Raw genomic sequence first — 25,281 nt, 5'->3', positions numbered from 1 at the left:
AGATTTGCCGCCGCCATCCCCCGCTTAGGAAAAAACCGCGCGCCTCCGGCCCCTAGCATGGTCTCCATGCCAACCGTCCGGGAGCCGCCGCCATGTCCTTCGCCCATCCCCTGCTGTTCAAGTCGCTCTGCTATGTGAATGGCCACTGGCTGCACAGCGCCAGCGGCACCAGCATCGCCGTCGACAACCCCGCCACCCGCGAAGTCATTGGCCATGTGCCGCTGCTCGACCACGAGCAGATAGTCGCCGCAGTCGACGCCGCCGCTGCCGCCTTCCCCGCCTGGCGAGCCCGCACGCTGGACGAACGCGGCGCACTGTTGCGCCGCTGGGCCGCGCTGATTCGCCAGCATCGCGAGGACCTCGCGCAGATCCTCAGCCTGGAACAGGGCAAGCCGCTGGCCGAAGCCCTCGGCGAGATCGACTACGCCGCCAGCTTCATTCCCTGGTTCGCCGAGGAAGCGCGACGGCTGAACGGCCGCAACATTCCCAGCCACATCCCCAGCGCGCACCTGGGCACGGTGGTCGAGCCGGTCGGCGTCGCCGCCCTGCTCACGCCGTGGAACTTCCCCTGCGCGATGATCACCCGCAAGGCCGCTGCCGCCCTGGCCGCGGGCTGCACCGTGGCGGTCAAGCCGGCTCACGAGACGCCCTACTCCGCCTTCGCTCTGGCGCAGTTGGCCGAAGAAGCCGGCTTCCCGGCGGGCGTGTTCAACGTCGTGCTCGGCGAGCCGCAGATGGCCATGGAAACCCTGGTCGGCGACAGCCGCGTGCGCGCCGTGAGCTTCACCGGCTCGACCCGGGTGGGGAAACTCGTGCTGCAGGCCGCCGCCCGGGACGTGAAGAAAGTCGCCCTGGAACTGGGCGGCAACGCGCCCTTCATCGTGCTGCCCGACGCCGATCTGGAGCAGGCGGTGCAGTTCGCCCTCGACGCCAAGTTCCAGACCTCCGGGCAGGACTGCTGCGCGGCCAACCGCATCCTGGTCGCCCGCGAACTCTACGAACCCTTCCTGCAGCGCTTCGCCCGCGCGGTGCGTGACCTGCGCGTCGGGCCGGCCAGCGACTCGCGCAGCCAGATCGGCCCGCTGATGCACCAGGGCGCCTTCGACGTCACCTGCGAGCGCGTGCAGGACGCCATCGCCCAGGGCGCGCGCCTGCTTGCCGGCGGTGAGCCCCATGCGCTGGGCGGCTGGTTCCATCAGCCGACCGTGCTGGCCGATGTCACGCCGCAGATGCGCATCTGGCGCGAGGAAAACTTCGCCCCCATCGCCGGCATCAGCGCGTACGACGACCTGGACGAAGCCGTCCGGCAGGCCAATGACACCGAATACGGCCTGGCCGCCTACCTTTGTGGACAACGCCTGGATCATATCTGGCCGCTGATGCGGCGCCTGGAGTTCGCCATGGTGGCGGTCAACGGCGCCAGGTTCACCGGCCACCCCATTCCCTTCGGCGGCATGAAGGCTTCTGGCCTGGGCCGCGAAGGCGGCAGCGAGGGCTTCGAGCCCTTCGTCGAAACCAAGTACTTCGCCCTGCACCACGGCGCCATCTGACCGGGAGACCATCGCCATGACCGACTACGCCCAACTGTTCGAAGACGACCGCGCGCACTTCATGCACCCCTCGACCCACGCCCACGACCACTCCAGCGGCGCGCTGCCGGGGCGCATCATTACCGGCGCTTCCGGCGTGCGCATCCGCGACCACCAGGGCCGCGAGCTGCTCGACGCCTTCGCCGGTCTGTACTGCGTGAACATCGGCTACGGCCGCACCGAAGTCGCCGACGCGATCCATGCACAGGCCACCCAGCTGGCCTACTACCACACCTACGTGGGCCACTCCTCCGAGGCGATCATCGAGCTGTCCGCGCGGATCATCCGCGACTGGGCGCCGGCGGGCATGAAGAAGGTCTACTACGGCCTCTCCGGCTCCGACGCGAACGAGACCCAGGTCAAGCTGGTGCGCTACTACAACAACGTGCTGGGCCGGCCGCAGAAGAAGAAGATCATCTCGCGCCAGCGCGGCTACCACGGCTCGGGCATCGTCACCGGCAGCCTTACCGGGCTGGCGAGCTTCCACCAGCACTTCGACCTGCCGGTGGAAGGCGTCAAGCACACCCTCTGCCCGCACTTCTACAAGGCCCCGGCCGGCATGGATGAAGCCAGTTTCGTGCGTCACTGCGCCCAGGAGCTGGAGAACCTGATCCTCGCCGAAGGGCCGGACACGGTGGCGGCCTTCATCGGCGAACCGGTGATGGGCACCGGCGGCATCATCGTCCCGCCCAAGGGCTACTGGGAGGCGATCCAGACGGTGCTGGCAAAGTACGACGTGCTGCTGATCGCCGACGAGGTGGTCTGCGCCTTTGGCCGCGTCGGCGACAAGATGGGCAGCCAGCGCTTCGGCATGCGCCCGGACCTGATCACCACCGCCAAGGGCCTGACCAGTGCCTACGCGCCGCTGTCTGCGGTGATAGTCGGCGAGAAGGTGTGGGACGTGATCGACCGAGCATCGAGCCGCGAAGGCGCCATGGGCCACGGCTGGACCTACTCCGGCCACCCCATCTGTGCGGCGGCCGCGCTGGCCAACCTGGACATCCTCGAGCGCGAGAACATCACCGCCAATGCGGCGGAAGTCGGTGGCTACCTCAACCAGCAGCTGCGCCAGACCTTCGAGGGCCATCCGCTGGTGGGCGAGGTGCGCGGCGACGGCATGCTGGCGGCGCTGGAGTTCATGGCTGACCGCGAGGCGCGCAAGCCTTTCGACCCCGCGCTGAAGGTCGGCCCGAAGGTCTCGGCGGCCTGTCTGGAACGCGGCATGATCGCCCGCGCTATGCCCCACGGCGACATCCTTGGCTTCGCCCCTCCGCTGGTGCTGACCCGCGCCGAAGCGGACGAGGTCGTCGGCATCGCCAAGGCGGCGGTGGATGCGGTGGCGGCCGAGGTTCTGTAGCTGCCCTGCAGGAGTGGGCCACGCCCGCGAAAAGGCGCCCAATGGGCGCCTTTCTTTCTTACGCGCCCCTGGCTTTATCCAGCTTGCGCAGGAACACCGTCATTTCTTTCTCCGCCTGCTTGTCGCCATGGGCTTGTGCAGCGGCCAGTCCATCGGTCCAGGCCGTGCGCGCGCCATCCAGGTCTCCCTGGGCCTGCAGCGCCTTGCCCAGCAGCTTCCAGGCGGCGGAGTACTTCGGGTCCTGTTCCACGCAGCGGCGAAGGTGCTCGGCGGCCCTGGCGGCGTCGCCGGCATCCAGGTAGCCCTTGCCCAGGCCGAAGCGCAGCAGCGAGTTGTCCACGCCCTTGGCGAGCATCTTTTCCAGCGAGTCGATCATGGCGAACCTCCGTCAGCAGGCCGCCATTGTGCCTCATTCAAGTGCGCCAGAAGGCGGGCGTCAGCAGGATCAGCAGGGAGAACACCTCCAGTCGCCCCAGCACCATCGCCAGGCTCAGCACCAGCTTGGCACTGGCCGGCAGGCTGCCATAGTGCACCGCGGCTTCGCCCAGCGCCGGGCCCAGGTTGTTCAGGCAGGACGCGAGCGTGGAGAACGCGGTGAGCTGATCCACACCCAGCGCCAGCAGCACCAGCATCAGGCTGACGAAGGTGAGCAGGTAGATCGAGAAGAACGCCCACACCGACTCCACCACACGATCGGGTACGGTGCGCCGCCCCAGCTTCACCAGGAATACCCCGTTGGGATGCAGCAGACGCAGGAATTCGCGCATGCCCTGGCGGTACACCAGCAGCATGCGCATCACCTTCATGCCGCCGCCGGTGGAGCCGGCGCAGGCGCCGATGAAGGTGCTGTAGAGCAGCAGGTAGGGCAGCAGGGTCGGCCAGCTGCTGAAGTCGGCCAGGCCGAAGCCGGTGGTGGTCGCCACCGAGACCACCATGAACGCGGCATAGCGGATCGACTGCAGCGGCGAGTCGTAGTGGTGCTTGAGGATCAGCGTCGCCGCGGTGATCAGGAACAGCACCAGCAGGATGCCGAGGTAGGCCCGGCACTCGGTGTCCTTCAGGTAGTGCCGCAGGCTGCGCTGGCGCCAGGCGAGGAAGTGCAGGCTGAAGTTGATCCCGGAAATCACCAGGAAGGTCATGCAGATCAGCTCGATCAACGGGCTGTCGAAGTAGCCGATGCTCGCGTCATGGGTAGAAAAGCCGCCAATCGCAATGGTCGAGAAGCTGTGGCCGACCGCGTCGAACAGGTTCATGCCGGCCGCCCAGTAGGCCAGCGCGCAAGCCAGGGTCAGGCCGCAGTAGAGGAACCACAGGGTCTTGGCGGTATCGGCGATGCGCGGGGAGAGCTTGTGGTCCTTCAGCGGGCCGGGCATCTCCGCGCGGTACAGCTGCATGCCACCGATGCCCAGCATCGGCATCACTGCCACGGCCAGAACCACGATGCCCATGCCGCCCAGCCATTGCAGTTGCTGGCGATAGTAGAGGATCGCGTGCGGCAGCGTATCGAGCCCGGTGAGGACGGTCGCACCGGTGGTGCTCAGGCCGGAGAAGGACTCGAACAGCGAATCGATGACACCCATATGCGGCGCGTCCGACAGGGCGAAAGGCAAGGCGCCGAAGGAACCCAGCACGGTCCAGAACAGCGCCGTCACCAGGTAGCCGTCGCGGATGCGCAAGTCCTGCTTGTGCCGGCGGCACGGCCACCAGATGGCGAAGCCGGTCAGCAGCGTGACCAGGAACGACAGCGCGAAGGGTTGCCACGAACGCTCGGCGTAATGAAGGTCCACGAGCAGTGGCGGCAGGTGCGTGGCACTGAACAGCATCAGCAGCACGCCGAGGATTCGACCGATGGAGGAGTAGCGCATGACCGGAGACAGGCAAGCTGGAACAGGCCGCGCAGGGTGACAAGGGAAGCGGGTTGGCGCAGTAGGACCTGTCTGAAACCGCCTCGGATTGATCTGGCGGGCCACCAAACGGTGGCCCGCCTCAGGATCAGAAGAAGGTCAGGCCGGCCTGGAACAGCCGCTCGACATCGCGGATGCGCTTCTTGTCCACCACGAAGAGGATCACGTGGTCGCCGGATTCGATCTTCGTCTCGCCGTGGGCGATCAGCACGTCGTCGTCGCGGATCACCGCGCCGATGGTGGTCCCCGGCGGCAACTGGACCTCGTTGATCTTGCGGCCGATCACCTTGCTCGACTTGGCGTCGCCGTGGGCGACCACTTCGATGGCCTCGGCAGCACCGCGGCGCAGGGAGTGCACGCTCTCGATGTCGCCACGGCGCACGTGGGTCAGCAGGGTGCCGATGGTGGCCAGCTGCGGGCTGATGGCGATGTCGATCTCGCCGCCCTGCACCAGGTCGACGTAGGCGGGGTTGTTGATCAGCGTCATCACCTTGCGCGCGCCCAGGCGCTTGGCCAGCAGCGAGGACATGATGTTGGCCTCGTCGTCGTTGGTCAGGGCGAGGAACAGGTCGGTGTCGCCGATGTTCTCCTCCAGCAGCAGGTCACGGTCCGAGGCGCTGCCCTGCAGCACGATGGAGCTGTCCAGGCTGTCGGAGAGGTGCCGGCAGCGGGCCGGGTTCATCTCGATGATCTTCACCTGGTAGCGGCTTTCGATGGCCTCGGCCAGACGCTCGCCGATGTTGCCGCCGCCGGCGATGATGATCCGCTTGTAGCTGTCCTCGAGCCGGCGCATCTCGCCCATCACGGCGCGGATGTGGGCCTTGGCGGCGATGAAGAAGACCTCGTCGTCGGCTTCGATCACCGTGTCGCCCTGGGGAATGATCGGCCGGTTGCGCCGGTAGATCGCCGCCACGCGGGTATCGGCGTTGGGCATGTGCTCGCGCAGCTGGCGCAGCTCCTGGCCCACCAGCGGGCCGCCGTAGTAGGCGCGGATGCCCACCAGCTGGGCCTTGCCCTCGGCGAAGTCGATCACCTGCAGGGCGCCGGGGTACTCCACCAGGCGCTTGATGTAGTTGGTCACCACCTGCTCGGGGCTGATCAGCACATCGACCGGGATCGCCTCGTTGTCGAACAGCCCGGCGCGGGTCAGGTACGCCGCCTCGCGCACGCGGGCGATGCGGGTGGGGGTGTTGAACAGGGTGTAGGCGACCTGGCAGGCCACCATGTTCACCTCGTCGCTGTTGGTCACCGCCACCAGCATGTCGGCATCGTCGGCGCCGGCCTGGCGCAGTACGGTGGGGAATGAGGCCTTGCCGTGGACGGTGCGGATGTCCAGGCGGTCATTGAGGTCGCGCAGGCGTTCGCCGTCGGTATCGACGACCGTGATGTCGTTGGCTTCGCTGGCAAGGTGCTCGGCCAGAGTGCCGCCGACCTGGCCGGCACCGAGGATGATGATTTTCATGAGAGCTCTTTGTTGACTCCTTAACGGAGGGATTGCGAGCTAGAACGAGACTAGGAAGAGTGCGGTTTGGAAGCGGAGTTTACGAATGTAAATGAGCATTCGAAACCGTGCTCTGACGACGTATCGTCGACGCGCAGCAGCCCGTGTTGCTTAGCGCGCCGAGATCTTGATGAGCTTGGCATAATAGAAGCCGTCATGCCCGCCGTCCTGCGGCAGCAGCTGGCGGCCATGGGGCTGCTTGATGCCCCACGGACCGGGCAGGTCCAGCTCGCGGGCGCCGGGGGTGCGCGCGAGGAACGCGGCGATCTGTTCGCTGTTCTCCTGCGGCATTACCGAGCAGGTCGCATAGACCAGCACGCCGCCGACTTCGAGGGTCGCCCACAGCGCATCGAGCAGCTCGCCCTGCAGCTGCGCCAGCGCCTCAATGTCCTCGGCGGTGCGGGTCAGCTTGATGTCCGGATGCCGGCGGATCACACCGGTGGCGGAGCACGGTGCGTCCAGCAGGATGCGCTGGAACGCCTTGCCGTCCCACCACTTGACGGTATCACGGGCGTCGGCGGCGAACAGTTCGGCCGAAAGCTGCAGGCGGGCGAGGTTCTCGCGTACGCGCACCAGGCGGCTCTCTTCCAGGTCCACGGCAACCACGCCAGCCAGCGCCGGCTCGGCTTCCATCAGGTGGCAGGTCTTGCCGCCGGGGGCGCAACAGGCATCCAGCACGCGCTGGTTCGGCGCCAGTTCCAGCAGGTCGGCGGCCAGTTGCGCGGCTTCGTCCTGCACACTGACGCGACCTTCGGCGAAGCCCGGCAGCTCGCGCACGTCGCACGGCTGCACGAGATGGATGCCGTCGCGGCTGAACTCGCAGGCGGTCGCTTCGAAGCCGACGCGGTTCAGCTCTTCCAGATAGGTATCGCGGCTGCCGTGACGGCGGTTCACCCGCAGGGTCATCGGTGGGTGCGCGTTGTTGGCGGCGCAGATTGCTTCGAACTGCTCAGGCCAGGATTTCTTCAGTGCCTTCTGCAGCCAGCGCGGATGCGCCAGGCGCGCGGCCGGGTCCTTGTCGACCTCGGCCAGCAGGGTTTCGCTCTCGCGCTGGGCGCGGCGCAGTACGGCGTTGAGCAGGCCCTTGGCCCAGGGCTTCTTCAGCTTGTCCGCGCAGCCGACGGTCTCGCCGATCGCCGCGTGCGGGGGAATACGGGTGTAGAGCAGCTGGTACAGACCGACCAGCAGCAGGGCCTCGACGTCACGGTCGCCGGCCTTGAACGGCTTCTGCAGCAGGCGTGCAGCGAGGGTGGACAGGCGTGGCTGCCAGCGGGCGCTGCCGAAGGCCAGCTCCTGCACCAGACCACGGTCGCGCGGCTCGACATTCTCCAACTGGGTCGGCAGCGAGCTGCCCAGCGAGGCGCGGCCGGCGAGCACGGCGGCCAGCGCGCGGGCGGCCGCCAGACGGGGATTGGTACTCATGCGCCCAGCACCTGCCCTGGCGCGAACTGCTCGCGACGGCTGTTGAACAGGTCGGCGAAGGCCAGCGGCTTGCCGCCGGGCAGTTGCAGGCGGGTCAGCAGCAGCGCGCCTTCACCGCAGGCGACCAGCAGACCGTCGCGGCTGGCATCGAGGATCCTGCCGGGCTCGCCCTTGCCTTCTGCCGGCTTGGCGCCGAGCACTTTCAGCGTGGCTTCGCCGAGGGCGGTGTGGCAGACCGGCCAGGGCGTGAAGGCGCGGATGCGGCGCTCCAGTTCGTCGGCTGGGCGCGACCAGTCGATGCGCGCCTCTTCCTTGTTCAGCTTGTGCGCGTAAGTGGCCAGGGCGTCGTCCTGCACCTCGCCCTTGAGCGCGCCGGCGGCGAGGCCCGCGATGGCCTCGACCACAGCTTTCGGGCCGAGTTCGGCGAGCCGGTCATGCAGGCTGCCGCCAGTGTCGGCGGCGGATATCGGCGTGCTGACCTTGAGCAGCATCGGCCCAGTGTCCAGGCCCGCTTCCATCTGCATCACGGTTACGCCGCTCTCGGCGTCGCCGGCTTCCACCGCGCGCTGGATCGGCGCGGCGCCGCGCCATCGCGGCAGCAGGGAGGCGTGACTGTTGATGCAGCCCAGGCGCGGGATATCCAGCACCAGCTGAGGCAGGATCAGCCCGTAGGCCACCACCACCATCAGGTCCGGCTTGAGCGCGGCCAATTCGGCCTGGGCGGCTGGGTCGCGCAGGGTCGGCGGCTGCAGAACCGGCAGGCCGTTCTCCAGTGCGAGCTGCTTGACCGGGCTGGGCATCAGCTTCTGGCCGCGGCCGGCCGGGCGGTCCGGCTGGGTGTAGACGGCGACGATCTCATGGGGAGTATCGAGCAGTGCCTTGAGGTGTTCGGCGGCGAATTCCGGGGTGCCGGCGAAGACGATGCGCAGTCTCTGACTCATATCGGGCTCACAAAAAAGCTCTCTATGAAAGAGCTGGCGGGGCTTGCCGGGGCAAGCCTTTGGGGGATGGGGTCACGCCTGTTGCCGGTGTTGCTTTTCCAGCTTCTTGCGGATGCGGTCGCGCTTGAGGTTGGACAGGTAGTCGACGAACAGCTTGCCGTTGAGGTGATCACACTCGTGCTGGATGCACACCGCGAGCAGGCCCTCGGCCTCTTCCTCGAACGGAGTGCCGTCGCGGTCCTGGGCCTTGATCCGCACTTTCTGCGGACGGTCTACATTTTCGTAGAAGCCCGGCACCGACAGGCAGCCTTCCTGGTACTGGTCCATTTCCTCGGTGAGGAATTCGAACTCGGGGTTGATGTAGACCCGGGGTTCGGACTTGTCCTCGGACAGGTCCATCACCACGACGCGCTTGTGCACGTTGATCTGCGTGGCGGCCAGGCCAATGCCCGGCGCCTCGTACATGGTCTCGAACATGTCGTCGATCAGCGTGCGCAGGGCGTCATCGAAGACCGTGACGGGCTTGGCGATGGTCCGCAGGCGCGGATCGGGGAATTCGAGAATGTTCAGAATGGCCATATACGTTTGTGATGCACTTGTGGAATAAAGTCAAAATCGGCTGCTAATATGCTGAGCAGCATCGAAAAACGCTGGAAAGCGCGGTAGGGGCGGCTTCCAGGCGTTTCATGTGTACACATAATAAAGGGATTCACCGCATGAGGAAAACACTACTCGCCCTGCTGCTGCTCGCCGCAGGCGGGGTGGCGCAGGCTGCCGTGCAGCTCAAGGAAGGCCATCCGGATCGCTATACCGTAGTGAAGGGCGACACCCTCTGGGACATCTCCGGCAAGTTCCTCAGCAAGCCGTGGAAGTGGCCGGAAATCTGGCAGGTGAATCCGCAGATTCAGAACCCGCACCTGATCTATCCGGGTGACGTGCTGAGCCTTACGTATGTCGACGGCCAGCCACGCCTGATGCTCAACCGCGGCGAATCGCGCGGGACCATCAAGCTGTCGCCGCGGGTACGCAGCACTCCGATCGCCGAGGCGATCCCGACCATCCCGCTGGACAAGATCAACGCCTTCCTGCTGTCCAACCGCATCGTCGACAGCACCGATGAGTTCGCCAATGCCCCCTATGTGGTTGCGGGTGACGCCGAAAGCGTGATCAGCGGTGCCGGCGACCGCGCCTATGCTCGCGGCAACTCGCTGTCCGAAGAGGGCAGCTATGGCATCTTCCGTCAGGCCAAGGTCTACACCGATCCGGAAACCAACGAAGTCCTGGGCGTCGACGCCATGGATGTCGGCAGTGCCAATGTCACGGCGAAGGAACGCGATATCGCCACCCTGAACCTGACCCGCTCGACCCAGGAAGTCCGCTCGGGCGACCGCCTGTTCCCCACCGAGGAACGCGCGATCACCTCGACCTTCATGCCCAGCGAGCCGAGCACCCCGATCAAGGGCATCATCATCGACGTGCCGCGCGGCGTGACCCAGATCGGCAAGTACGACGTGGTGACCATCGACAAGGGTACCCGTGATGGTCTCGTCGAAGGCAACGTACTGGCGATCTACAAGCTGGGCGAAACCGTGCGCGATCGCGTCACCGAAGACATGGTGAAGATCCCGGACGAGCGCTCGGGCCTGGTGATGATCTTCCGCACCTACAACCGCCTGAGCTACGGCCTGGTGCTGACCGCCACCCGTTCGCTCGAAGTCAACGACCGCGTCCTCAATCCCTGATCGACGTGTGAGTTGAAGAAAACCCCGCTCCGGCGGGGTTTTTTGTGGGCGCGATCCGGAAGGGTCCGACAGCGGGGGCTACGGCTGGCGCGGCATAGTCCGGGCGTCTGCCCCTCTCCCAGGACTGCGCCATGCCCCAAGACCCGACTCTCTCCCCGTCCGAACTCGAAGCACGGCTGCGCCTGCACGGCCTGCCGGAGCTGGGCCCCCGACGCTTTCGCCGCCTGCTGGAGGCCTTCGGCTCGGCTTCCGCCGCCATGAGCGCGCCCGCGGCTGCCTGGCGCTCCCTGGGGTTGCCCGCCGTCTGCGCAGAGCCGCGCCGCGATGCGTCCATCCGTGAGCCGGCGGCTCAGGCGCTGCGCTGGCTGGAGGCGCCGGAGCATCATCTGGTCATGTGGGACACCCCCGGTTACCCCGCTCTGCTCGCCGAGCTGGATGATGCGCCGCCACTGCTGTTCCTGGCGGGCGATCCGGGTCTGCTGGAGCGCCCGCAACTGGCGATGGTCGGTAGCCGCCGGGCCAGCAAGCCGGGGCTGGATACCGCACGGGCCTTCGCCCGCAGCTTGGCCGGCGGTGGCTTCGTGATCACCAGCGGGCTGGCGCTGGGCATCGACGGCGCGGCCCATGAGGGGGCGCTGGAGGTCGCAGGAAAGACGGTGGCGGTACTGGGCACGGGGCTGGAGCACCTCTACCCGCGTCGTCATCTGGGGCTGGCGAAACGCATCGTCGAGCAGGGCGGTGCGGTGATCTCGGAGCTACCGCTGAGCTGCGCGCCCCAGGCGTCGAACTTCCCGCGGCGCAACCGGATCATCAGTGGCCTGTCACTGGGCACCCTGGTGGTGGAAGCCAGCCCCTCGAGCGGGTCGCTGATCACGGCGCGGCTGGCTGCCGAGCAGGGCCGCGAGGTCTATGCGATTCCCGGCTCCATCCATCATCCCGGCGCGCGTGGCTGCCACGAGCTGATCCGCCAGGGAGCGATGCTGGTGGAAACGGTCGAGCACATCCTCGAAGGCTTGCAGGGGTGGACGCACGCTGCGCGGACAGTAGAGGTCGCGCCAGCCTTGTCGCCTCACCCACTGGTCGACCTGCTGCGCGCGGCACCGCAAAGCAGCGAGCAGCTGGCGTTGCGCAGCGGTCTGCAGCTGCCGCAGCTGCTGGCGGAACTCACCGAGCTGGAGCTGGACGGGCGGGTGGCCTGCGAGGCCGGCGTCTGGGTGCATCGAGCCCCCTGAGCACGTAAACTGCCGCGCATCGCAGATCCGAGGAATTCACGATGTACAGCAACTGGCGTACCCAGCGCATGGCCCAGGTCGTGCGCGACGGCGGTGTGATCGCTTACCCGACCGAAGCCGTCTGGGGCCTGGGCTGCGACCCGTGGAGCGCCGACGCCGTGTACCGCCTGCTGGCGATCAAGGCGCGCCCGGTGGAAAAGGGCATGATCGTGGTGGCTGGCGACATCCGCCAGTTCGACTTCCTCCTCGAAGACCTGCCCGAAGCCTGGCAGGACAAGCTCGCCAACAGCTGGCCCGGCCCGAATACCTGGCTGGTGCCGCACCAGGGGCGCCTGCCCGAGTGGGTAACCGGCGAGCACGAGACCGTCGCCCTGCGCGTCACCGACCACCCGCTGGTACGCGAACTGTGCCGCTTCACCGGCCCGCTGATCTCCACCTCTGCCAACCCCGCCGGCCGCCCTGCCGCGCGCAGCCGCCTGCGCGTCGAGCAGTATTTCCGTGGCGAGCTGGATGGCGTGCTCGGTGGCGCCCTGGGCGGGCGCCGTAATCCGAGCCTGATCCGCGATCTGCGTACCGGCGAGACCGTCAGGCCCTCCTGACTCTGTAAGGGCCCCGTCCTGCCTACGGATACACTCTTTACGGCAGCAGGATGGTCGACCCGGTGGTGCGCCGCGCCGCCAGTTCGGTTTGCGCCTTGGCCGCCTCGGCCAGGGCGAAGCGCTGGTTGATTTCCACTTTTACCTTGCCGCTGGTGAGCATGCCGAACAGGTCGTCGGCCATGGCCTGCAGACGCTCCGGCGTACTGGCATAGCCGAACAGCGTCGGCCGGGTGACGTAAAGCGAGCCCTTCTGCGAAAGGATGCCCAGGTTCACCCCGTCCACCGGGCCGGAGGCGTTGCCGAAACTCACCACCAGGCCACGCTGGGCGGTGCAGTCCAGCGAGGTCAGCCAGGTGTCCTTGCCCACCGAGTCGTAGACCACCGGGCACTTCTTGCCATCGGTCAGCGCCAGCACGCGCTCGACCACGTTCTCGTGGCTGTAGTCGATGGTTTCCCAGGCACCGTGGGATTTCGCCAGCTCCGCCTTGGCGGCGGAGCTCACGGTGCCGATCAGGTGTGCGCCGATGGCCTTCGCCCACTGGCAGGCGATCAGCCCGACGCCGCCGGCCGCCGCATGCCAGAGGATGGTCTGGCCCGGCTGCACGTTGTAGGTCTGGCGCAGCAGGTACTGCACGGTCAGGCCCTTGAGCATGACCGCGGCGGCCTGCTCGAAGGTGATCGCATCCGGCAGCTTCACCACGCTGGCCGCCGGCAGCGTGTGCTGCTCGCTGTAGGCGCCCAGCGGGCCGGTGGCGTAGCCGACGCGGTCGCCGACCTTCACGCTGGTCACCGCACTGCCCACCGCTTCCACCTCGCCGGCGCCTTCGGTACCGACGCCGGAGGGCATGCTCGGCGCGGGGTACAGGCCGCTGCGGTAGTAGGTGTCGATGAAGTTCAGGCCGATGGCGCGGTTGCGCACCCGCACTTCGTTCGGGCCCGGCTCGGCCGGGGTGTAGTCGACGATCTCGAGGACCTCCGGGCCGCCGGTCTTGGCGAATTGAACACGCTTGGCCATGTCGCTCTCCTGAGGGCGCGAGGCTCTGCCTCGCCGGGGAAAAGACTTTCATCCAAGCCGCCCGCAAGACGGGCGTCAAGACCAGCTTTGCCGGGTCCGATGGTATGCTTGCCCCCGTTTTCGTACCTGAACCCCGCTCCGGCCCGCGCCACGCGTGGCTTTCCCGCTCCAAGGTGATTCCCGTGACCGACCGCATCGAGGCCGTGAAGGCCTACCTGCTCGACCTGCAAGACCGCATTTGCGCCGCACTCGAAGCCGAGGACGGCAACGCTCGTTTCGTCGAGGACGCCTGGCAGCGACCGGCGGGCGGCGGTGGTCGGACGCGGGTGATCGGCGACGGTGCGCTGATCGAGAAGGGCGGCGTGAATTTCTCCCATGTCTTCGGCGCCGGCCTGCCGCCGAGCGCCAGCGCGCACCGTCCGGAACTCGCCGGGCGCGGCTTCCAGGCGCTGGGCGTGTCGCTGGTGATCCACCCGACCAACCCCCACGTGCCGACCTCCCACGCCAACGTGCGCTTCTTCATCGCCGAGAAGGAAGGCGAGGACGCGGTCTGGTGGTTCGGCGGCGGCTTCGACCTGACGCCCTACTACGCCCATGAGGAAGACTGCGTGCTGTGGCACCAGGTCGCCCGCGATGCCTGCGCGCCCTTCGGCGAGGACGTCTACCCGCGCTACAAGGAATGGTGCGACCGCTACTTCCACATCAAGCATCGCAACGAACCGCGCGGTGTTGGCGGCCTGTTCTTCGACGACCTGAACCAGTGGGATTTCGACACCAGCTTCGCCTTCCTGCGGGCCATCGGCGATGCCTATATCGACGCCTACCTGCCCATCGTGCGCAAGCGCAAGGACACCCCGTACACCGAGCAGCAGCGCGAGTTCCAGGCCTTCCGCCGCGGCCGCTACGTCGAGTTCAACCTCGTCTACGACCGTGGCACCCTGTTCGGCCTGCAGTCAGGCGGGCGCACCGAGTCGATCCTCATGTCGCTGCCGCCGCAGGTGCGCTGGGGCTACGACTGGAAGCCAGAGCCGGGCAGCGAAGAGGCGCGCCTGACCGAGTACTTCCTCACCGATCGGGACTGGCTGGCGCAGGCCTGAGTCGAGCTTTCACGAACCTGCAGGAGCGCAGGTGGTAACCCGGCAATCTCAAGCCCTTTCCTTCAATACTTACGTTCCAGGATTCTGAATGGACCGCTACTGCGTCTTCGGCAACCCTATCGGCCACAGCAAGTCACCGCAGATCCACCGTCTGTTCGCCGAACAGACCGGCCAGGCGCTGAGCTACGACACGCGACTGACACCGCTGGACGACTTCGCCGGGAACGCCCGCGAGTTCTTCGCCGAGGGCCTGGGTGGCAACGTCACCGTGCCATTCAAGGAAGACGCCTACCGCCTGGCCACCGAGCTGAGCGAGCGAGCGCGCCGGGCTGGCGCGGTGAACACCCTGAAGAAACTCGACGGCGGCGGGCTGCTGGGCGACAACACCGATGGCGCCGGGCTGACCCGCGACCTCACGGTGAACCACGGCGTCGTCCTGCGTGGTGCGCGCATCCTGGTGCTGGGCGCCGGTGGCGCGGTGCGCGGCATCCTCGAACCCTTCCTCGGCCAGCAGCCGGCCTGCATCGTCATCGCCAACCGCACGGCGGCCAAGGCCGAGCAACTGGCGGAAGCCTTCAAGGACCTGGGCCCGGTGAGCGGTGGTGGTTTCAACCTGCGCGCCGAGCCCTTCGACCTGATCGTCAACGGCACCTCGGCCTCCCTGGCTGGCGAGCTGCCGCCCATCGAACCTTCGCTGATCGAGCCGGGGCATACCGTCTGCTACGACATGATGTACGGCAAGGACGTGACGGCCTTCAACCGCTGGGCCGCCGAACACGGCGCGGCGCGCTGCATCGACGGGTTGGGCATGCTGGTCGAGCAGGCGGCGGAAGCCTTCCTGCTGTGGCGCGGCGTGCGCCCGGATTCGGCGCCGGTGCTGGATGAATTGCGCCGTCAGCTCAAGGGCTGATCGGGGCTCCCCCTGGGTTACTCCTGCGCTCGGATCGGCCCTCACCCTAGCCCTCTCCCAGGGGGAGAGGGGACCGTTCGGTGCCGGATGAAACCACAGCGTCAGCCGGCACGATTTGCTCCCTCTCCCTGAGGGAGAGGGCTGGGGTGAGGGGGACAGCGCCAGCACGGAATCATCCGGTGAAGGACGGTCGCTCCCGTAACGGGGCACCCCAACCCCAAAGGTGTGAAGCAAAAGCGCACACCTACTCCTCGACCAGCAACACCCCGCCCTTCCCCATCTGCTTTTCCAGCTCCGCGCGCACCCGTGGCCGGGCGTTGCGCAGCACCAGGCTGCGGCCTTCGCCGGCGAGGCGGCGGGCTTCCTGCTGGAGCATCTGCGCGCCGGCGAAGTCGATGAAGTTCACGTGGTGGGCGTCCAGCACCAGGCGTTCGCCGCGGCTGTGCTGCATCAGCTTCTGCAGGTAGTCGCAGGCGCCGAAGAAGATCGAGCCTTCGATGCGCAGCACTTCCTCGTCCTCCTTCTCCCACTGCTGCACGCGCGGCTGCGAGGTGCGCTTGAGGTAGAAGAACAGCGAGGCCAGCACGCCGGCGTAGATGGCGTTCTGCAATGGCAGCAGCAGGGTCGCGGCGAGTGTCAGCAGCATCACCAGGGATTCCGCGCGGCTGCCTTTCCACAGTGCGCGCAGGGCCGGGCGGTCCACCAGGTTCCAGCAGATCAGCAGGATGCCCGCAGCCATGGCCGGCAGCGGGATGTGGGTGATCAATCCGGCGCCAGCCACCGCCAGCAGTGCGACCCACATTGCCGAGAAAACCCCGGCCAGCGGCGTGCGTGCGCCGGCGTCCTGGTTCAGCCCGGAGCGGGTGAAGGAGCCGGCGGACAGCGTGCCCGACAGCCAGGGCCCGATCAGGTTGGACAGCCCCTGCGCGCGCACTTCCTGGTTGGCATCCAGCGGCTGGTGCGAGCGCGCGGCCAGGGCGCGGGCAATCGACAGGCTGGTGACCAGCCCGAGCATGCCGCAGGCCACGGCGGCGGGGAGCAACTGCGCGATGGCTGTCAGGTCGAACGACAACGCGCTGAGCGACGGCAGCGCGCTGCGGAAGGCGGCCACCTTGGCAACGTCGGCAAAAGTCGTCGGCATCGCCCAGACCAGCGCACTGGCGCCGAACAGGCCGACCAGCAGCGCCGGCCCGCGCCGCCACAGGCGTTTGACGATCAGGCTCAGTACCAGGCTGAACAGGCCCACCAGCAGCGATGGCCCGTGGAACTGCGGCAGCTTCCACCAGAGCGCGGCGGCGCTGGTCAGCGCCGTGCCCTGCCCCGCTGCACTGATGCCGAGCAGGTACGGCAACTGGCCGATTACGATCACCAGCGCGGCGCCGCAGGTGAAGCCGAGCAGCACCGAGTGCGAAACGAAGTTCACCAGCACGCCGAAACGCAGCATGCCCAGTAACCACTGGAACAACCCGGCGAGGAAGGTCAGCAGCAGCGCGTACTGGATGAACGGCGCGCTGCCCGGCGGCGCCAGCGGGGCGATGGCGGTAAACAGCACCACCGAGATCGCCGCCGTCGGCCCGCCGACCATGTGTTTCGACGAACCCCACAGGCAGGCGATCAGCACCGGCAGCATCGCCGCGTAGAGTCCGTACTCCGCCGGCAGTCCGGCGATCAGTGCGTAGGCCATGGACTGCGGCAGGGCGAGCACCGCGCCGGAAAGGCCCACGCCCAGGTCACGGCGCAGGTCGCGACCGCTGACCTGGGGCAACCAGACGAGGAACGGCAGCAGGCGGATCAGGCGCTCCATCGACGGCCTACAGCTTGGCCTTCACGGCAGCCAGCGCATCGCCGCCGTCGCGGGTCTTCACGCCTTGCAGCCAGGTGTCGAGGCTCTGCGGGTTGGCCTTGATCCAGGCTTTCACGGCGTCGGGGTTCTTCACGTTCTTCTCCAGCACCTCGGCCATGATGGCGTTCTCCATCTTCAGGTCGAAGGACAGGTTGGCCAGCAGCTTGCCGCTGTTCGGGCACTGCTCGGTGTAGCCGTTGCGGGTCACGGTGAACACGCTGCCGGTGCTGCCGAAATACTTCTCGCCGCCGGTGAGGTATTTCATGTCGTACTTCACGTTCATCGGGTGCGGCGTCCAGCCGAGGAACACCACCCAGCGCTCGCGCTTCACCGCGCGGCCTACCTCCGCAAGCATCGCCTGTTCGCTGGACTCCACCAGCTTCCAGTCGCCCAGGCCAAACTCGTCGCCTGAGATCATCTTCTGGATCGACTGGTTGGCCGGCGCGCCGGAACCGATGCCGTAGACCTTTCTGTTGAACTGGTCGGCGTGCTTGTCGAGGTCGTCGAAGGTCTTCACCCCGGCATTCCACACGTAGGTCGGCACGGCCAGGGTGAATTCGGTGCCCTGCAGGTTCTTCGCCAGCTGGGTGACCTGCTGGCTGGCGATGAACTGGTCGTGGAAGCCCTGCTGCGCCGGCATCCAGTTGCCAAGGAAGGCGTCGACCTGGCCGTCGCGCAGGCCGCCGTAGGTGATGGGCACCGACAGGGTGTCGATCTTCACCTTGTAGCCCAGGCCTTCGAGGAGGAAAGCGGCGATGCCATTGGTGACGGCGATGTCGGTCCAGCCCGGATCGGCCAGCTTCACCGTACTGCAGGCTTCATCTTCGGCCCGGGCCAGCGGGCCGCCCAGCGCCAGTGCGCTGGCCAGCAATAGTGCGGTTGCTTGTCGTACGGTGCGCTTGGTCATGCTCCCTTCCCCTTCGGCGTGTTGTGGTTGTTATTTCGGTTGCGGATAGCGGGCGCGGCGCTCCAGATCGTCGAGGTCGATGTGGTTGCGCATGTACTGCTGGCTGGCGTCGACCAGGGGCTGGTGATCCCAGCTTTTCAGCGTGCCGTGGGTCAGCGCGTCGGCCACCAGCCGGCGGCGGCGCTGGCTGGCCAGCACCTGCCGGGTGATGGCTGGCACGTCCCAGCGCGCGCGGGCTTCACCCAGCAGGTCGCGTACCAGGTTGGCGTGGGCCGGCGAATCCATGAGGTTCTGCAGCTCGCGCGGATCGTTGGCGACGTCGAACAGCAGGCAAGGGTCCTGCTCGGAGTAGATAAACTTGAAGTCGCCGCGACGGATCATCATCAGAGGGCTGACGGTGCCTTCGGCGGTGTATTCGCCGATCACTTCGTCGTGGCCGCCAGTGCCTTGCAAGTGCGGTAACAGTGAGCGGCCGTCGAGACCGACGCCGGGCTCGACCTGCCCGCTGGCCAGTTCGACGAGGGTCGGCAACAGATCGACGGTGGACACTGACTGGCTGACCCGATGCGCGGCGAAACGCTTGGGCGCGTGCACCAGCAGCGGCACACGGGCGGCCATCTCGAACCAGTGCATCTTGTACCAGAGGCCGCGCTCGCCAAGCATGTCGCCGTGGTCGCCGGAGAACACGATCAGGGTGTCATCGGACAGGCCGCAATCCTCAAGGGTGCGCAGCAGCGCGCCGATCTGTGCGTCGACATAACTGCACGCACCGAAGTAGGCGCGGCGGGCGGCGCGCACCTTGTCCGCGGGCATTTCCTGGCCCCATAGGTCGATCACCTTGAGCAGGCGCTGGGAGTGCGGGTCCTGCTCGTTCTGGGCGATCTGCACCGAGGGCAACGGGATGTCCTCGTCGCGGTACAGGTCCCAGTACTCGCGCGGGATGGTGTAGGGGTCGTGCGGGTGGGTCATGGACACGGTAAGGCAGAACGGCTGCTCGGCGTGTTCGCGCACATGGTCGTAGAGGTACTGGCGTGCCTTGAACACCACTTCCTCGTCGAAGTCGAGCTGGTTGGTGCGCACGCAGGGGCCGGCCTGGAGCACCGAGGACATGTTGTGATACCAGCTCGGGCGCACGTCCGGCTCATCCCAGTTCACCGCCCAGCCATAGTCGGCCGGGTAGATGTCGCTGGTCAGGCGCTCCTCGTAGCCGTGCAGCTGGTCCGGGCCGCAGAAGTGCATCTTGCCCGACAGCGCGGTGCGGTAGCCCAGGCGGCGCAGGTAGTGCGCGTAGGTGGGAGTGTCGGCGGCAAAATCCGCGGCATTGTCCCAGGCGCCGATTTTTGTCGGCAGCTGGCCGCTCACCAGGGTGAAGCGCGAGGGCGCGCAGAGCGGGCTGTTGCAGTAGGCCGAGTCGAAGACCACGCCTTCACCGGCGAGGCGCGAGAGGTTGGGTAGCTTGATGGGCGACTGGGTGTCGTAGAAGGGCAGGAGCGGCGCGGCCATCTGGTCGGCCATGATGAAGAGGATGTTTGGGCGCTGGCGCTTCATGGCGTTGGGCTTATCCTGTTGGCGCTGTTATGGGATGCTGTGCGGTACGAGTCTGTTGGCTGCTGGATTAGGGGTAAAGCGCATGGCGCAGCATGCTTCGGATAACGCCTGCTTATGCGAGAGCAAGCCATGAGCGTGCCGCTGGAACTGCTGCGTGTGTTCGAGTCCGCTGCGCGGCTGCTCAGCTTCACCGCCGCCGCCGGCGAGCTGGGCACCACCCAGCCGGCGGTCAGCCAGCAGATCAAGCGCCTGGAGAAACTCCTCGCCGTGCGCCTGTTCGACCGCATTCACCGGGGCATTGCCCTCACCGAAAGTGGACAGGTGCTGCAGCAGCACGTTCAGGCCGGGTTGGAGACCATCGACGCCGGTATCGCCGCGGTCACCGCGCGACATCCCCACGAAGTGCTGCAGGTCGCTACCGACTTCGCCTTCGCCGCGTACTGGCTGATGCCGCGCCTGCCGCGCTTCCGCCAGGCGCATCCGGAGCTGGACGTCGGCCTGATCAGCAGCGACCGCAGCCCGATTGCGCTGCGCAGCGACATCGACGTGGCCATCGCCTTTGGCGACGGGCGCTTCAAGCACGGCGAGGCGCTGCGTCTGTTCAGCGAGGAGGTCTTCCCGGTGTGCAGCCCGCGCCTGCTCGAAGGCCGCGAGCTGCCGCTGTCGCCCCAGGCACTCACCGAATTGCCGCTGCTGCACCTCAAGCCCGAGGCCTCCAGCCGCTGGTTCGACTGGGGCGGGGTCTATCGCGCGCTGGGGATCGACGGCGCGCCGGCGCCGGCCGGGCTGCGTTTCGACAACTACACCCTGCTGGTGCAGGCGGCCATCGCCGGGCAAGGCGTGGCCATCGGCTGGCGGCATCTGGTCGACGAACTGCTGGAACAGGGGTTACTGTGCCGACCCATCGCCGGATCGCAGCAGTCGCGCTTCGGCTATTACGCCGTGCTGCCCGAGCGCAAACGGCGGATGCGCCTGGTGCAGCGTTTCGTCGACTGGCTGCAGGCGGAACTGGAGCAGGACCGATGAGCGAGATTCAGGACTTCCACGCCCACGTCTATTTCGACGCCGGCAGCATCGAGCGCGCCCGCGCGCTGTGCGAGGAGGCGGCGCGCCGCTTCGGCGCGAAGATGGGCCGCGTCCACGAGCGGCCGGTCGGCCCGCATCCGGACTGGAGCTGCCAGTTGGCCTTCGACAACGCTATCTTCGCCACCTTGGTGCCGTGGCTGGCGCTGAACCGCGACGGCCTGGTGATCCTGATCCACCCCAATACCGGCAACGACCTGCGTGATCACCGCGACTACGCCATGTGGCTGGGCGCCTTGCGGCCGCTGGACCTCTCGCAGTTCACGAGCTGACACTTTTTTGCATTCGATAATAATTCTCGATTCGGTGTATGCTGCCCACCCTTCGTATCGGCCTGACAGACGTTGGCCGATTTTCCAGGGTATTTCGGCCATCATGCGGCGCTTCGCCTCCTCCTCCCTGCTGCAGAGCTTCCAGGCGCACTATGCGGACCTGATGCGCTTCCTTGCCCGCAGGCTGGGGGACAACCAACGCGCCGCCGACGTTGCCCAGGACACCTGGCTGCGTCTGGCCGACCACCCCGCCGAAGCCGAGGTGCAGGACCCGCGCGCCTACCTGTTCCGCGTGGCCGGCAACATTGCCATCGACAACCTGCGCCGCGAGGGCCGGCTGGCCGAGCTGCATGTCGACGAATCTGCTGCCAGCGACCTGAGCGATCCCGTGTCCGGGCTGGAGCACCGCCTGCTCGCCCATGAGGCGCTGGAACATCTGGACGCTGCCCTCGACCAGTTGCCGACGAATGCCCGCGAGGCGCTGCTGATGAACCGCCTCGACGGCCTCACCCACGCGCAGATCGCCCTGCGCCTGGGCGTGTCCGAGAGCATGGTGGGCAAGTACATCGTTCAGGCCATGCGCCACTGCCGCGACTGGGCGCAGCGCCAGGAGGGTACGCCATGAGCCGCGTGGAGCTATCCCTCTCGGATGAGGCCATCGAGCGCCTGGTACAGCTGCAGTCGGGCAGTGCCGGGGCCGCCGAGCGCATGGACTTCCTGCGCTGGCGCGGACAGAGCGCGGAGCACGAGCTCGCCGCCCGCGAGGCCGAAGCCTTGTGGGGCGCGTTGCCGGAAACCCGCAGCGCCCAGCGCTATCGCCAGCGTGCGCGGCGCCCTCGTCGCCTGCTGGCGCTGGCCGCCGCTGCGTGTGTCGCCGCTATCGCGGTGACCATCGCCCTGCCCGAGCCGCTGGCCGGGCTGTATTCCGACTATGCCACCCGCACCGGCGAGCGGCGGATGCTGGAGCTGGCCGACGGCAGCCGCGTCTGGCTCAACAGCGACAGCGCGCTGTCCGTGGACTTCAGCCCGCAGCAGCGGCGCCTGCGGCTGCATGGCGGCGAGGCGTTGTTCGAGGTGGCCAAGGACCCGGCACGGCCCTTCATCGTCGAAGCCAGAGGCGGCGAAGTCCGTGCCGTGGGTACTCGCTTCGATGTCGACAGCCGTGGGCCGCAGGTTCGCGTGGACGTGACCGAAGGTGTGGTCCAGGTGAACAGTGCCGGCAGTGCGCCGGTGCGGCTGTCCGCCGGCGAGCGCCTGAGCTACCGCGACAGCTCCGTGCCCGAGCCGGTGCAGCCGCTGGACCTGTCCAGCGCCAGCGCCTGGCAGCGCGGCAAGCTGATCTTCAACCAGCGCCCGCTGGGCGAGGTGCTCGATGAACTGGAACGCTACGTGCCCGGCCGCATCGTGCTGACCGACAGCGCCCTACGCCAGCACAAGGTCAGCGGCGTGTTCGACCTGCAGGACCCCGGCGCCCTGCTCAAGACCCTGGAGCGGTTGCAGCCGGTGAGCGTTACCCACCTGCCCTGGCTGGTACTGATCCGCCCCGCCCCGAAAGCCTGATCGGAGCCTCTTCGGAGGATGGCGTGGAGCGCAGCGATACCCATCATTTCCGGCTCGGGCTCAGCATGGGTATCGCAAGCTCCACCCATCCTACGACTACAGAGCCGGGCGGAGCCGTAGGGCGAATAACGCCCCGGCGTTATCCGCCGCGCACGCCGTATCGGTGGATGAAGCGTGCCGCTTCATTCGCCCTGCGAGAGCGATGACCGTCCTCTCACACAAGAAAATGAAAATTTTTTGCATTTAGCACTGCAAGGTTTGCCCGGCCGTTTCGTCGTAGGCAGGAACGCGAAAAATTCTCACTACGCGACCCTGCCCACACAAGAACGGATTTCACCCGCATGCACTACCGTCCTTCCCCGCTGCACCGCGCGCTGTTGCTGGCTTCCCTGCTCGGCACCGCCGCTCCCCTGGCCCATGCGGCCGGTTCCGCCGCCGTCGAACTGCACATCGCCCCGCGCAGCCTGGACAGCGCGCTGACCCAGTTCGCCGACCAGGCCGGGCTGCACCTGCTGTTCAACTCCGGGGACATCCAGGGCCTGCAGAGTGAAGGGCTGGACGGCACCTACAGCACCGAGGAGGCGCTGAACCAGTTGCTGTCCGGCAGCGGCGTGAGCTGGCGCTTCACCGACGAGCGCACCGTGCTGCTCAAGCGCGAGAAGGACGACTCCGCGGCCCTGAGCCTGGCGCCGATGCAGATCAGCGTGGCGGCGCGCACGCCCACCGAGATCAGCTCGATCCCCGGCACCGTCTGGGTGGTGGACCAGACCCAGCTGCGCGAGCAGCTGGACACCGGCGTGAGCCTCAAGGAAGCCGTCGGCAAGCTGGTCCCCGGCCTCGATCTGGCGCCGGAAGGCCGCACCAACTACGGCCAGAACATGCGCGGGCGCAACGTGCTGGTGATGATCGACGGCGTCAGCCAGAACAGCTCGCGCGGCCTGTCGCGCCAGTTCGACAGCATCTCGCCGTTCAACGTCGAGCGCATCGAAGTGCTCTCCGGCGCCAGCGCCATCTACGGCGGCGGCGCCACCGGCGGCATCATCAACATCATCACCAAGAAGGGTGCGGCCGGTGATACCCGCTTCGAAACACAACTGGGCGCCACCAGCGGCTTCAACAACAGCGACGACCTGTCGACCCGCGCCGCCCAGTCCATCAGCGGCGGCAATGACAGCGTGGTCGGTCGTCTGGGCGTCTCGGCGGAAAAGAACGAAGCCTTCTACGACGGCGCCGGCAACCAGATCTTCATCGACAACACCCAGACCGACCTGCAGTACAACCGCACCGTCGACGTGATGGGCAACCTCACCGCGCAGTTCACCGACGAGCAGAGCCTCGACCTGCTGGCGCAGTATTACGACTCGGGCAACGACGGCAGTACCGGCATCTACTTTCCCAACCTGAAGTACCAGGGCCCGTCGAACCTGGAAGACGCGGAGATTCGCAGTGGTCTGGACACCGATCTGGAGCCGCGCTCGCGCCGTGTACTGCTCAACGCCAACTACCACCACAGCAACCTGCTGGAGCAGGACTTCTACCTGCAGGCGTACTACCGCAAGGAAGACGACAACTTCTATCCCTTCCCCTACTACAACACCGGCAAGCCCACCGGTTCCAAGGGCGTGTACTTCGCCGGCTCGCAGCAGAATTTCGAGGTCAGCGGCCTCAAGGGCCTGTTCAGCAAGCAGTGGGATTCGCTGAAGTTCACCTACGGCGTGGACTTCGACCACGAACGCTTCAACGCCGAGCAGAAGGTCTTCGACCAGCGCCTGTCTTCCGAGAGTGGCGGCCTGGACCTGGAAACCGCCAGCAGTGCGCCGCGCTACCCCAGCTACATCGTCGACGGCCTGTCGGTCTACGGCCAGCTGGACTGGAAGGCCACCGAGAACCTGACCATTTCCGGCGGCGCCCGCCACCAGAAGATGGACGTGGAGGTGGACGACTTCAAAGGCGTGCCCGGCGGCAGCAACGACTACCAGGTCAACCTGTTCAACCTCGGCGCGATCTACGACTTCAAGAACGGCCATCAGGTCTGGACCAACTACAGCGAAGGCTTCGACCTGCCCGATCCGGCCAAGTACTACGGCAAGGCCGGCCTGTCGGTGGACGACAACCCGCTGGCCGGCATCAAGAGCCGCCAGGTCGAGACCGGCTGGCGCTACAGCGACATGCAGTGGCAGACCCAGGCGGCGGTGTATTACATCTGGTCGGACAAGATCATCACCACCGACATGGCAACCCTGACCATCGACGTGCAGGACCAGAAGAGCCGCGACTTTGGCTTCGAGGGTGCGGTCACCCGCTACTTCGAGAATGGCTGGCAGGGCGGCACCACGCTGCACCTGGTGCGCTCGGAAGAAGAGGATGCCGATGGTGACTGGATCAAGCGCGATGCGCGCTATGCGTCGCTGTCCAAGTCCACCGCGTTCGTCGGCTGGAGCGACGGCACCCGCAGTGCCCGCCTGCAGGGCCAGCACGCCTTCAACCTGAAGGACGATGCGGACCACGAGATCGACGGCTACACCACCTTCGACCTGATGGGCGAGCAGAAGACCGGTTTCGGCACCTTCAGCGCCGGTATCCAGAACCTGCTGGACAAGCAGTACAGTACCGTCTGGGGCCAGCGCGCCGCGCTGTTCTATTCGCCGACCTACGGGCCGGCCTACCTCTACGACTACCAGGGTCGCGGTCGTACCTTCACCCTGGGCTGGAGCCTGGAATACTGAGTGCCTGGAAATTCAGAGCCAGAAAGCTCTCTA

At 66.9% G+C, this 25,281-nt stretch carries 22 protein-coding genes; 12 read left to right on the top strand and 10 right to left on the bottom strand.

Annotated elements, in window-relative coordinates; genetic code table 11:
- The first annotated feature begins 92 nt into the window (after positions 1–92).
- Entirely contained in the window at positions 93–1,550 is a 1,458-nt protein-coding gene (locus tag IB256_RS17110) for an NAD-dependent succinate-semialdehyde dehydrogenase (protein ID WP_192403402.1), read from the top strand.
- A gap of 16 nt (positions 1,551–1,566) precedes the next feature.
- A complete protein-coding gene (locus IB256_RS17105; protein ID WP_192403400.1) occupies positions 1,567–2,946 on the top strand; it encodes an aspartate aminotransferase family protein in 1,380 nt (459 codons plus the stop codon).
- A gap of 58 nt (positions 2,947–3,004) precedes the next feature.
- Here IB256_RS17105 and IB256_RS17100 read toward each other — a convergent pair whose 3' ends face one another.
- The 6 genes from IB256_RS17100 to def form a co-directional block, all read right to left on the bottom strand.
- Complete coding sequence (locus IB256_RS17100; RefSeq protein WP_192294350.1) at positions 3,005–3,322, bottom strand: tetratricopeptide repeat protein; 318 nt, start codon at positions 3,320–3,322, stop codon at positions 3,005–3,007.
- Between the two features lie 37 nt (positions 3,323–3,359).
- Positions 3,360–4,811 (bottom strand): TrkH family potassium uptake protein, encoded by a 1,452-nt coding sequence (locus tag IB256_RS17095; RefSeq protein WP_192294348.1) that lies wholly within the window; start codon positions 4,809–4,811, stop codon positions 3,360–3,362.
- Positions 4,812–4,938: 127 nt separating this feature from the next.
- Positions 4,939–6,312, bottom strand: coding sequence for a Trk system potassium transporter TrkA (gene trkA / locus IB256_RS17090; RefSeq protein WP_017518880.1), 1,374 nt, complete (start codon positions 6,310–6,312; stop codon positions 4,939–4,941).
- A gap of 150 nt (positions 6,313–6,462) precedes the next feature.
- Positions 6,463–7,773, bottom strand: coding sequence for a 16S rRNA (cytosine(967)-C(5))-methyltransferase RsmB (gene rsmB, locus IB256_RS17085; protein WP_192403398.1), 1,311 nt, complete (start codon positions 7,771–7,773; stop codon positions 6,463–6,465).
- Positions 7,770–8,714, bottom strand: a complete 945-nt coding sequence (fmt, locus tag IB256_RS17080) for a methionyl-tRNA formyltransferase (RefSeq protein WP_192294344.1) — start codon at positions 8,712–8,714, stop codon at positions 7,770–7,772. The genes rsmB and fmt overlap by 4 nt, the downstream gene beginning before the upstream one ends.
- Before the next feature lie 72 nt (positions 8,715–8,786).
- Positions 8,787–9,293, bottom strand: a complete 507-nt coding sequence (def, locus tag IB256_RS17075) for a peptide deformylase (protein WP_192294342.1) — start codon at positions 9,291–9,293, stop codon at positions 8,787–8,789.
- Between the two features lie 137 nt (positions 9,294–9,430).
- Between def and IB256_RS17070 the strand changes: the two genes are divergently transcribed.
- The 3 genes from IB256_RS17070 to IB256_RS17060 all read left to right on the top strand — a co-directional run bounded on the left by IB256_RS17070 (position 9,431) and on the right by IB256_RS17060 (position 12,287).
- Positions 9,431–10,456 carry a LysM peptidoglycan-binding domain-containing protein gene (locus tag IB256_RS17070; RefSeq protein ID WP_192294340.1) on the top strand — a complete coding sequence of 342 codons (1,026 nt, stop codon included), beginning with the start codon at positions 9,431–9,433 and terminating at the stop codon, positions 10,454–10,456.
- 131 nt (positions 10,457–10,587) lie between these two features.
- A complete protein-coding gene (dprA, locus tag IB256_RS17065; protein ID WP_192294338.1) occupies positions 10,588–11,688 on the top strand; it encodes a DNA-processing protein DprA in 1,101 nt (366 codons plus the stop codon).
- A 41-nt stretch (positions 11,689–11,729) separates the two neighbouring features.
- Positions 11,730–12,287, top strand: coding sequence for an L-threonylcarbamoyladenylate synthase (locus IB256_RS17060; protein ID WP_081518955.1), 558 nt, complete (start codon positions 11,730–11,732; stop codon positions 12,285–12,287).
- A 37-nt stretch (positions 12,288–12,324) separates the two neighbouring features.
- On the opposite strand, the gene IB256_RS17055 is transcribed toward IB256_RS17060, so the two are convergent.
- Positions 12,325–13,302 carry an NADPH:quinone reductase gene (locus tag IB256_RS17055; protein ID WP_192294336.1) on the bottom strand — a complete coding sequence of 326 codons (978 nt, stop codon included), beginning with the start codon at positions 13,300–13,302 and terminating at the stop codon, positions 12,325–12,327.
- 182 nt (positions 13,303–13,484) lie between these two features.
- On the opposite strand from IB256_RS17055, the gene hemF reads away from it, so the two are divergent.
- On the top strand, positions 13,485–14,399 hold the full coding sequence (gene hemF / locus IB256_RS17050) for an oxygen-dependent coproporphyrinogen oxidase (RefSeq protein ID WP_192294334.1): 915 nt from the start codon (positions 13,485–13,487) through the stop codon (positions 14,397–14,399).
- 88 nt (positions 14,400–14,487) lie between these two features.
- A complete protein-coding gene (gene aroE / locus IB256_RS17045; protein WP_192403396.1) occupies positions 14,488–15,309 on the top strand; it encodes a shikimate dehydrogenase in 822 nt (273 codons plus the stop codon).
- Between the two features lie 244 nt (positions 15,310–15,553).
- On the opposite strand, the gene IB256_RS17040 is transcribed toward aroE, so the two are convergent.
- Genes IB256_RS17040 through betC form a run of 3 tightly spaced genes read right to left on the bottom strand, consistent with a single transcriptional unit; the run spans position 15,554 to position 19,607 of the window.
- Positions 15,554–17,113, bottom strand: a complete 1,560-nt coding sequence (locus tag IB256_RS17040) for a SulP family inorganic anion transporter (protein WP_192403394.1) — start codon at positions 17,111–17,113, stop codon at positions 15,554–15,556.
- Between the two features lie 7 nt (positions 17,114–17,120).
- Positions 17,121–18,059 carry a choline ABC transporter substrate-binding protein gene (locus IB256_RS17035; RefSeq protein ID WP_192294328.1) on the bottom strand — a complete coding sequence of 313 codons (939 nt, stop codon included), beginning with the start codon at positions 18,057–18,059 and terminating at the stop codon, positions 17,121–17,123.
- Positions 18,060–18,089: 30 nt separating this feature from the next.
- Complete coding sequence (betC, locus tag IB256_RS17030) at positions 18,090–19,607, bottom strand: choline-sulfatase (RefSeq protein ID WP_192403392.1); 1,518 nt, start codon at positions 19,605–19,607, stop codon at positions 18,090–18,092.
- A 129-nt stretch (positions 19,608–19,736) separates the two neighbouring features.
- Here betC and IB256_RS17025 point away from each other — a divergent pair, with 129 nt between their 5' ends.
- From IB256_RS17025 to IB256_RS17005, 5 genes are all read left to right on the top strand, one after another.
- The gene (locus IB256_RS17025) at positions 19,737–20,633 is read left to right on the top strand and encodes a choline sulfate utilization transcriptional regulator (protein ID WP_192403390.1); all 897 of its coding nucleotides are present in this window, start codon (positions 19,737–19,739) and stop codon (positions 20,631–20,633) included.
- Positions 20,630–20,962, top strand: a complete 333-nt coding sequence (locus tag IB256_RS17020; protein WP_192294322.1) for a DOPA 4,5-dioxygenase family protein — start codon at positions 20,630–20,632, stop codon at positions 20,960–20,962. Before IB256_RS17025 ends, IB256_RS17020 begins: the two co-directional genes overlap by 4 nt.
- 103 nt (positions 20,963–21,065) lie before the next feature.
- Positions 21,066–21,587 (top strand): sigma-70 family RNA polymerase sigma factor, encoded by a 522-nt coding sequence (locus tag IB256_RS17015; protein ID WP_192294320.1) that lies wholly within the window; start codon positions 21,066–21,068, stop codon positions 21,585–21,587.
- Positions 21,584–22,522 (top strand): FecR family protein, encoded by a 939-nt coding sequence (locus IB256_RS17010; protein ID WP_192403388.1) that lies wholly within the window; start codon positions 21,584–21,586, stop codon positions 22,520–22,522. The genes IB256_RS17015 and IB256_RS17010 overlap by 4 nt, the downstream gene beginning before the upstream one ends.
- Before the next feature lie 341 nt (positions 22,523–22,863).
- Positions 22,864–25,248 carry a TonB-dependent receptor gene (locus IB256_RS17005; RefSeq protein ID WP_192403386.1) on the top strand — a complete coding sequence of 795 codons (2,385 nt, stop codon included), beginning with the start codon at positions 22,864–22,866 and terminating at the stop codon, positions 25,246–25,248.
- Positions 25,249–25,281: the final 33 nt, after the last annotated feature.

The organism is Pseudomonas sp. PDM17 (genome assembly GCF_014851985.1).
In the GTDB taxonomy this organism is placed as follows: domain Bacteria; phylum Pseudomonadota; class Gammaproteobacteria; order Pseudomonadales; family Pseudomonadaceae; genus Pseudomonas.
The sequence above is the reverse complement of the archived record's forward strand: the minus strand, read 5'-3'. Positions and strand labels throughout refer to the sequence as shown.

Bases quoted from the DNA above. Each gene is read 5' to 3' on its own strand.
- IB256_RS17070 (WP_192294340.1), top strand. From the start codon at position 9,431: ATGAGGAAAACACTACTCGCCCTGCTGCTGCTCGCCGCAGGCGGGGTG.
- dprA (WP_192294338.1), top strand. From the start codon at position 10,588: ATGCCCCAAGACCCGACTCTCTCCCCGTCCGAACTCGAAGCACGGCTG.
- IB256_RS17035 (WP_192294328.1), bottom strand. From the start codon at position 18,059: ATGACCAAGCGCACCGTACGACAAGCAACCGCACTATTGCTGGCCAGC.
- IB256_RS17020 (WP_192294322.1), top strand. From the start codon at position 20,630: ATGAGCGAGATTCAGGACTTCCACGCCCACGTCTATTTCGACGCCGGC.
- IB256_RS17110 (WP_192403402.1), top strand. From the start codon at position 93: ATGTCCTTCGCCCATCCCCTGCTGTTCAAGTCGCTCTGCTATGTGAAT.
- aroE (WP_192403396.1), top strand. From the start codon at position 14,488: ATGGACCGCTACTGCGTCTTCGGCAACCCTATCGGCCACAGCAAGTCA.
- IB256_RS17060 (WP_081518955.1), top strand. From the start codon at position 11,730: ATGTACAGCAACTGGCGTACCCAGCGCATGGCCCAGGTCGTGCGCGAC.
- fmt (WP_192294344.1), bottom strand. From the start codon at position 8,714: ATGAGTCAGAGACTGCGCATCGTCTTCGCCGGCACCCCGGAATTCGCC.
- IB256_RS17005 (WP_192403386.1), top strand. From the start codon at position 22,864: ATGCACTACCGTCCTTCCCCGCTGCACCGCGCGCTGTTGCTGGCTTCC.
- IB256_RS17105 (WP_192403400.1), top strand. From the start codon at position 1,567: ATGACCGACTACGCCCAACTGTTCGAAGACGACCGCGCGCACTTCATG.
- IB256_RS17055 (WP_192294336.1), bottom strand. From the start codon at position 13,302: ATGGCCAAGCGTGTTCAATTCGCCAAGACCGGCGGCCCGGAGGTCCTC.
- IB256_RS17025 (WP_192403390.1), top strand. From the start codon at position 19,737: ATGAGCGTGCCGCTGGAACTGCTGCGTGTGTTCGAGTCCGCTGCGCGG.
- IB256_RS17015 (WP_192294320.1), top strand. From the start codon at position 21,066: ATGCGGCGCTTCGCCTCCTCCTCCCTGCTGCAGAGCTTCCAGGCGCAC.
- IB256_RS17040 (WP_192403394.1), bottom strand. From the start codon at position 17,113: ATGGAGCGCCTGATCCGCCTGCTGCCGTTCCTCGTCTGGTTGCCCCAG.
- betC (WP_192403392.1), bottom strand. From the start codon at position 19,607: ATGAAGCGCCAGCGCCCAAACATCCTCTTCATCATGGCCGACCAGATG.
- IB256_RS17095 (WP_192294348.1), bottom strand. From the start codon at position 4,811: ATGCGCTACTCCTCCATCGGTCGAATCCTCGGCGTGCTGCTGATGCTG.
- IB256_RS17100 (WP_192294350.1), bottom strand. From the start codon at position 3,322: ATGATCGACTCGCTGGAAAAGATGCTCGCCAAGGGCGTGGACAACTCG.
- IB256_RS17010 (WP_192403388.1), top strand. From the start codon at position 21,584: ATGAGCCGCGTGGAGCTATCCCTCTCGGATGAGGCCATCGAGCGCCTG.
- rsmB (WP_192403398.1), bottom strand. From the start codon at position 7,773: ATGAGTACCAATCCCCGTCTGGCGGCCGCCCGCGCGCTGGCCGCCGTG.
- trkA (WP_017518880.1), bottom strand. From the start codon at position 6,312: ATGAAAATCATCATCCTCGGTGCCGGCCAGGTCGGCGGCACTCTGGCC.
- def (WP_192294342.1), bottom strand. From the start codon at position 9,293: ATGGCCATTCTGAACATTCTCGAATTCCCCGATCCGCGCCTGCGGACC.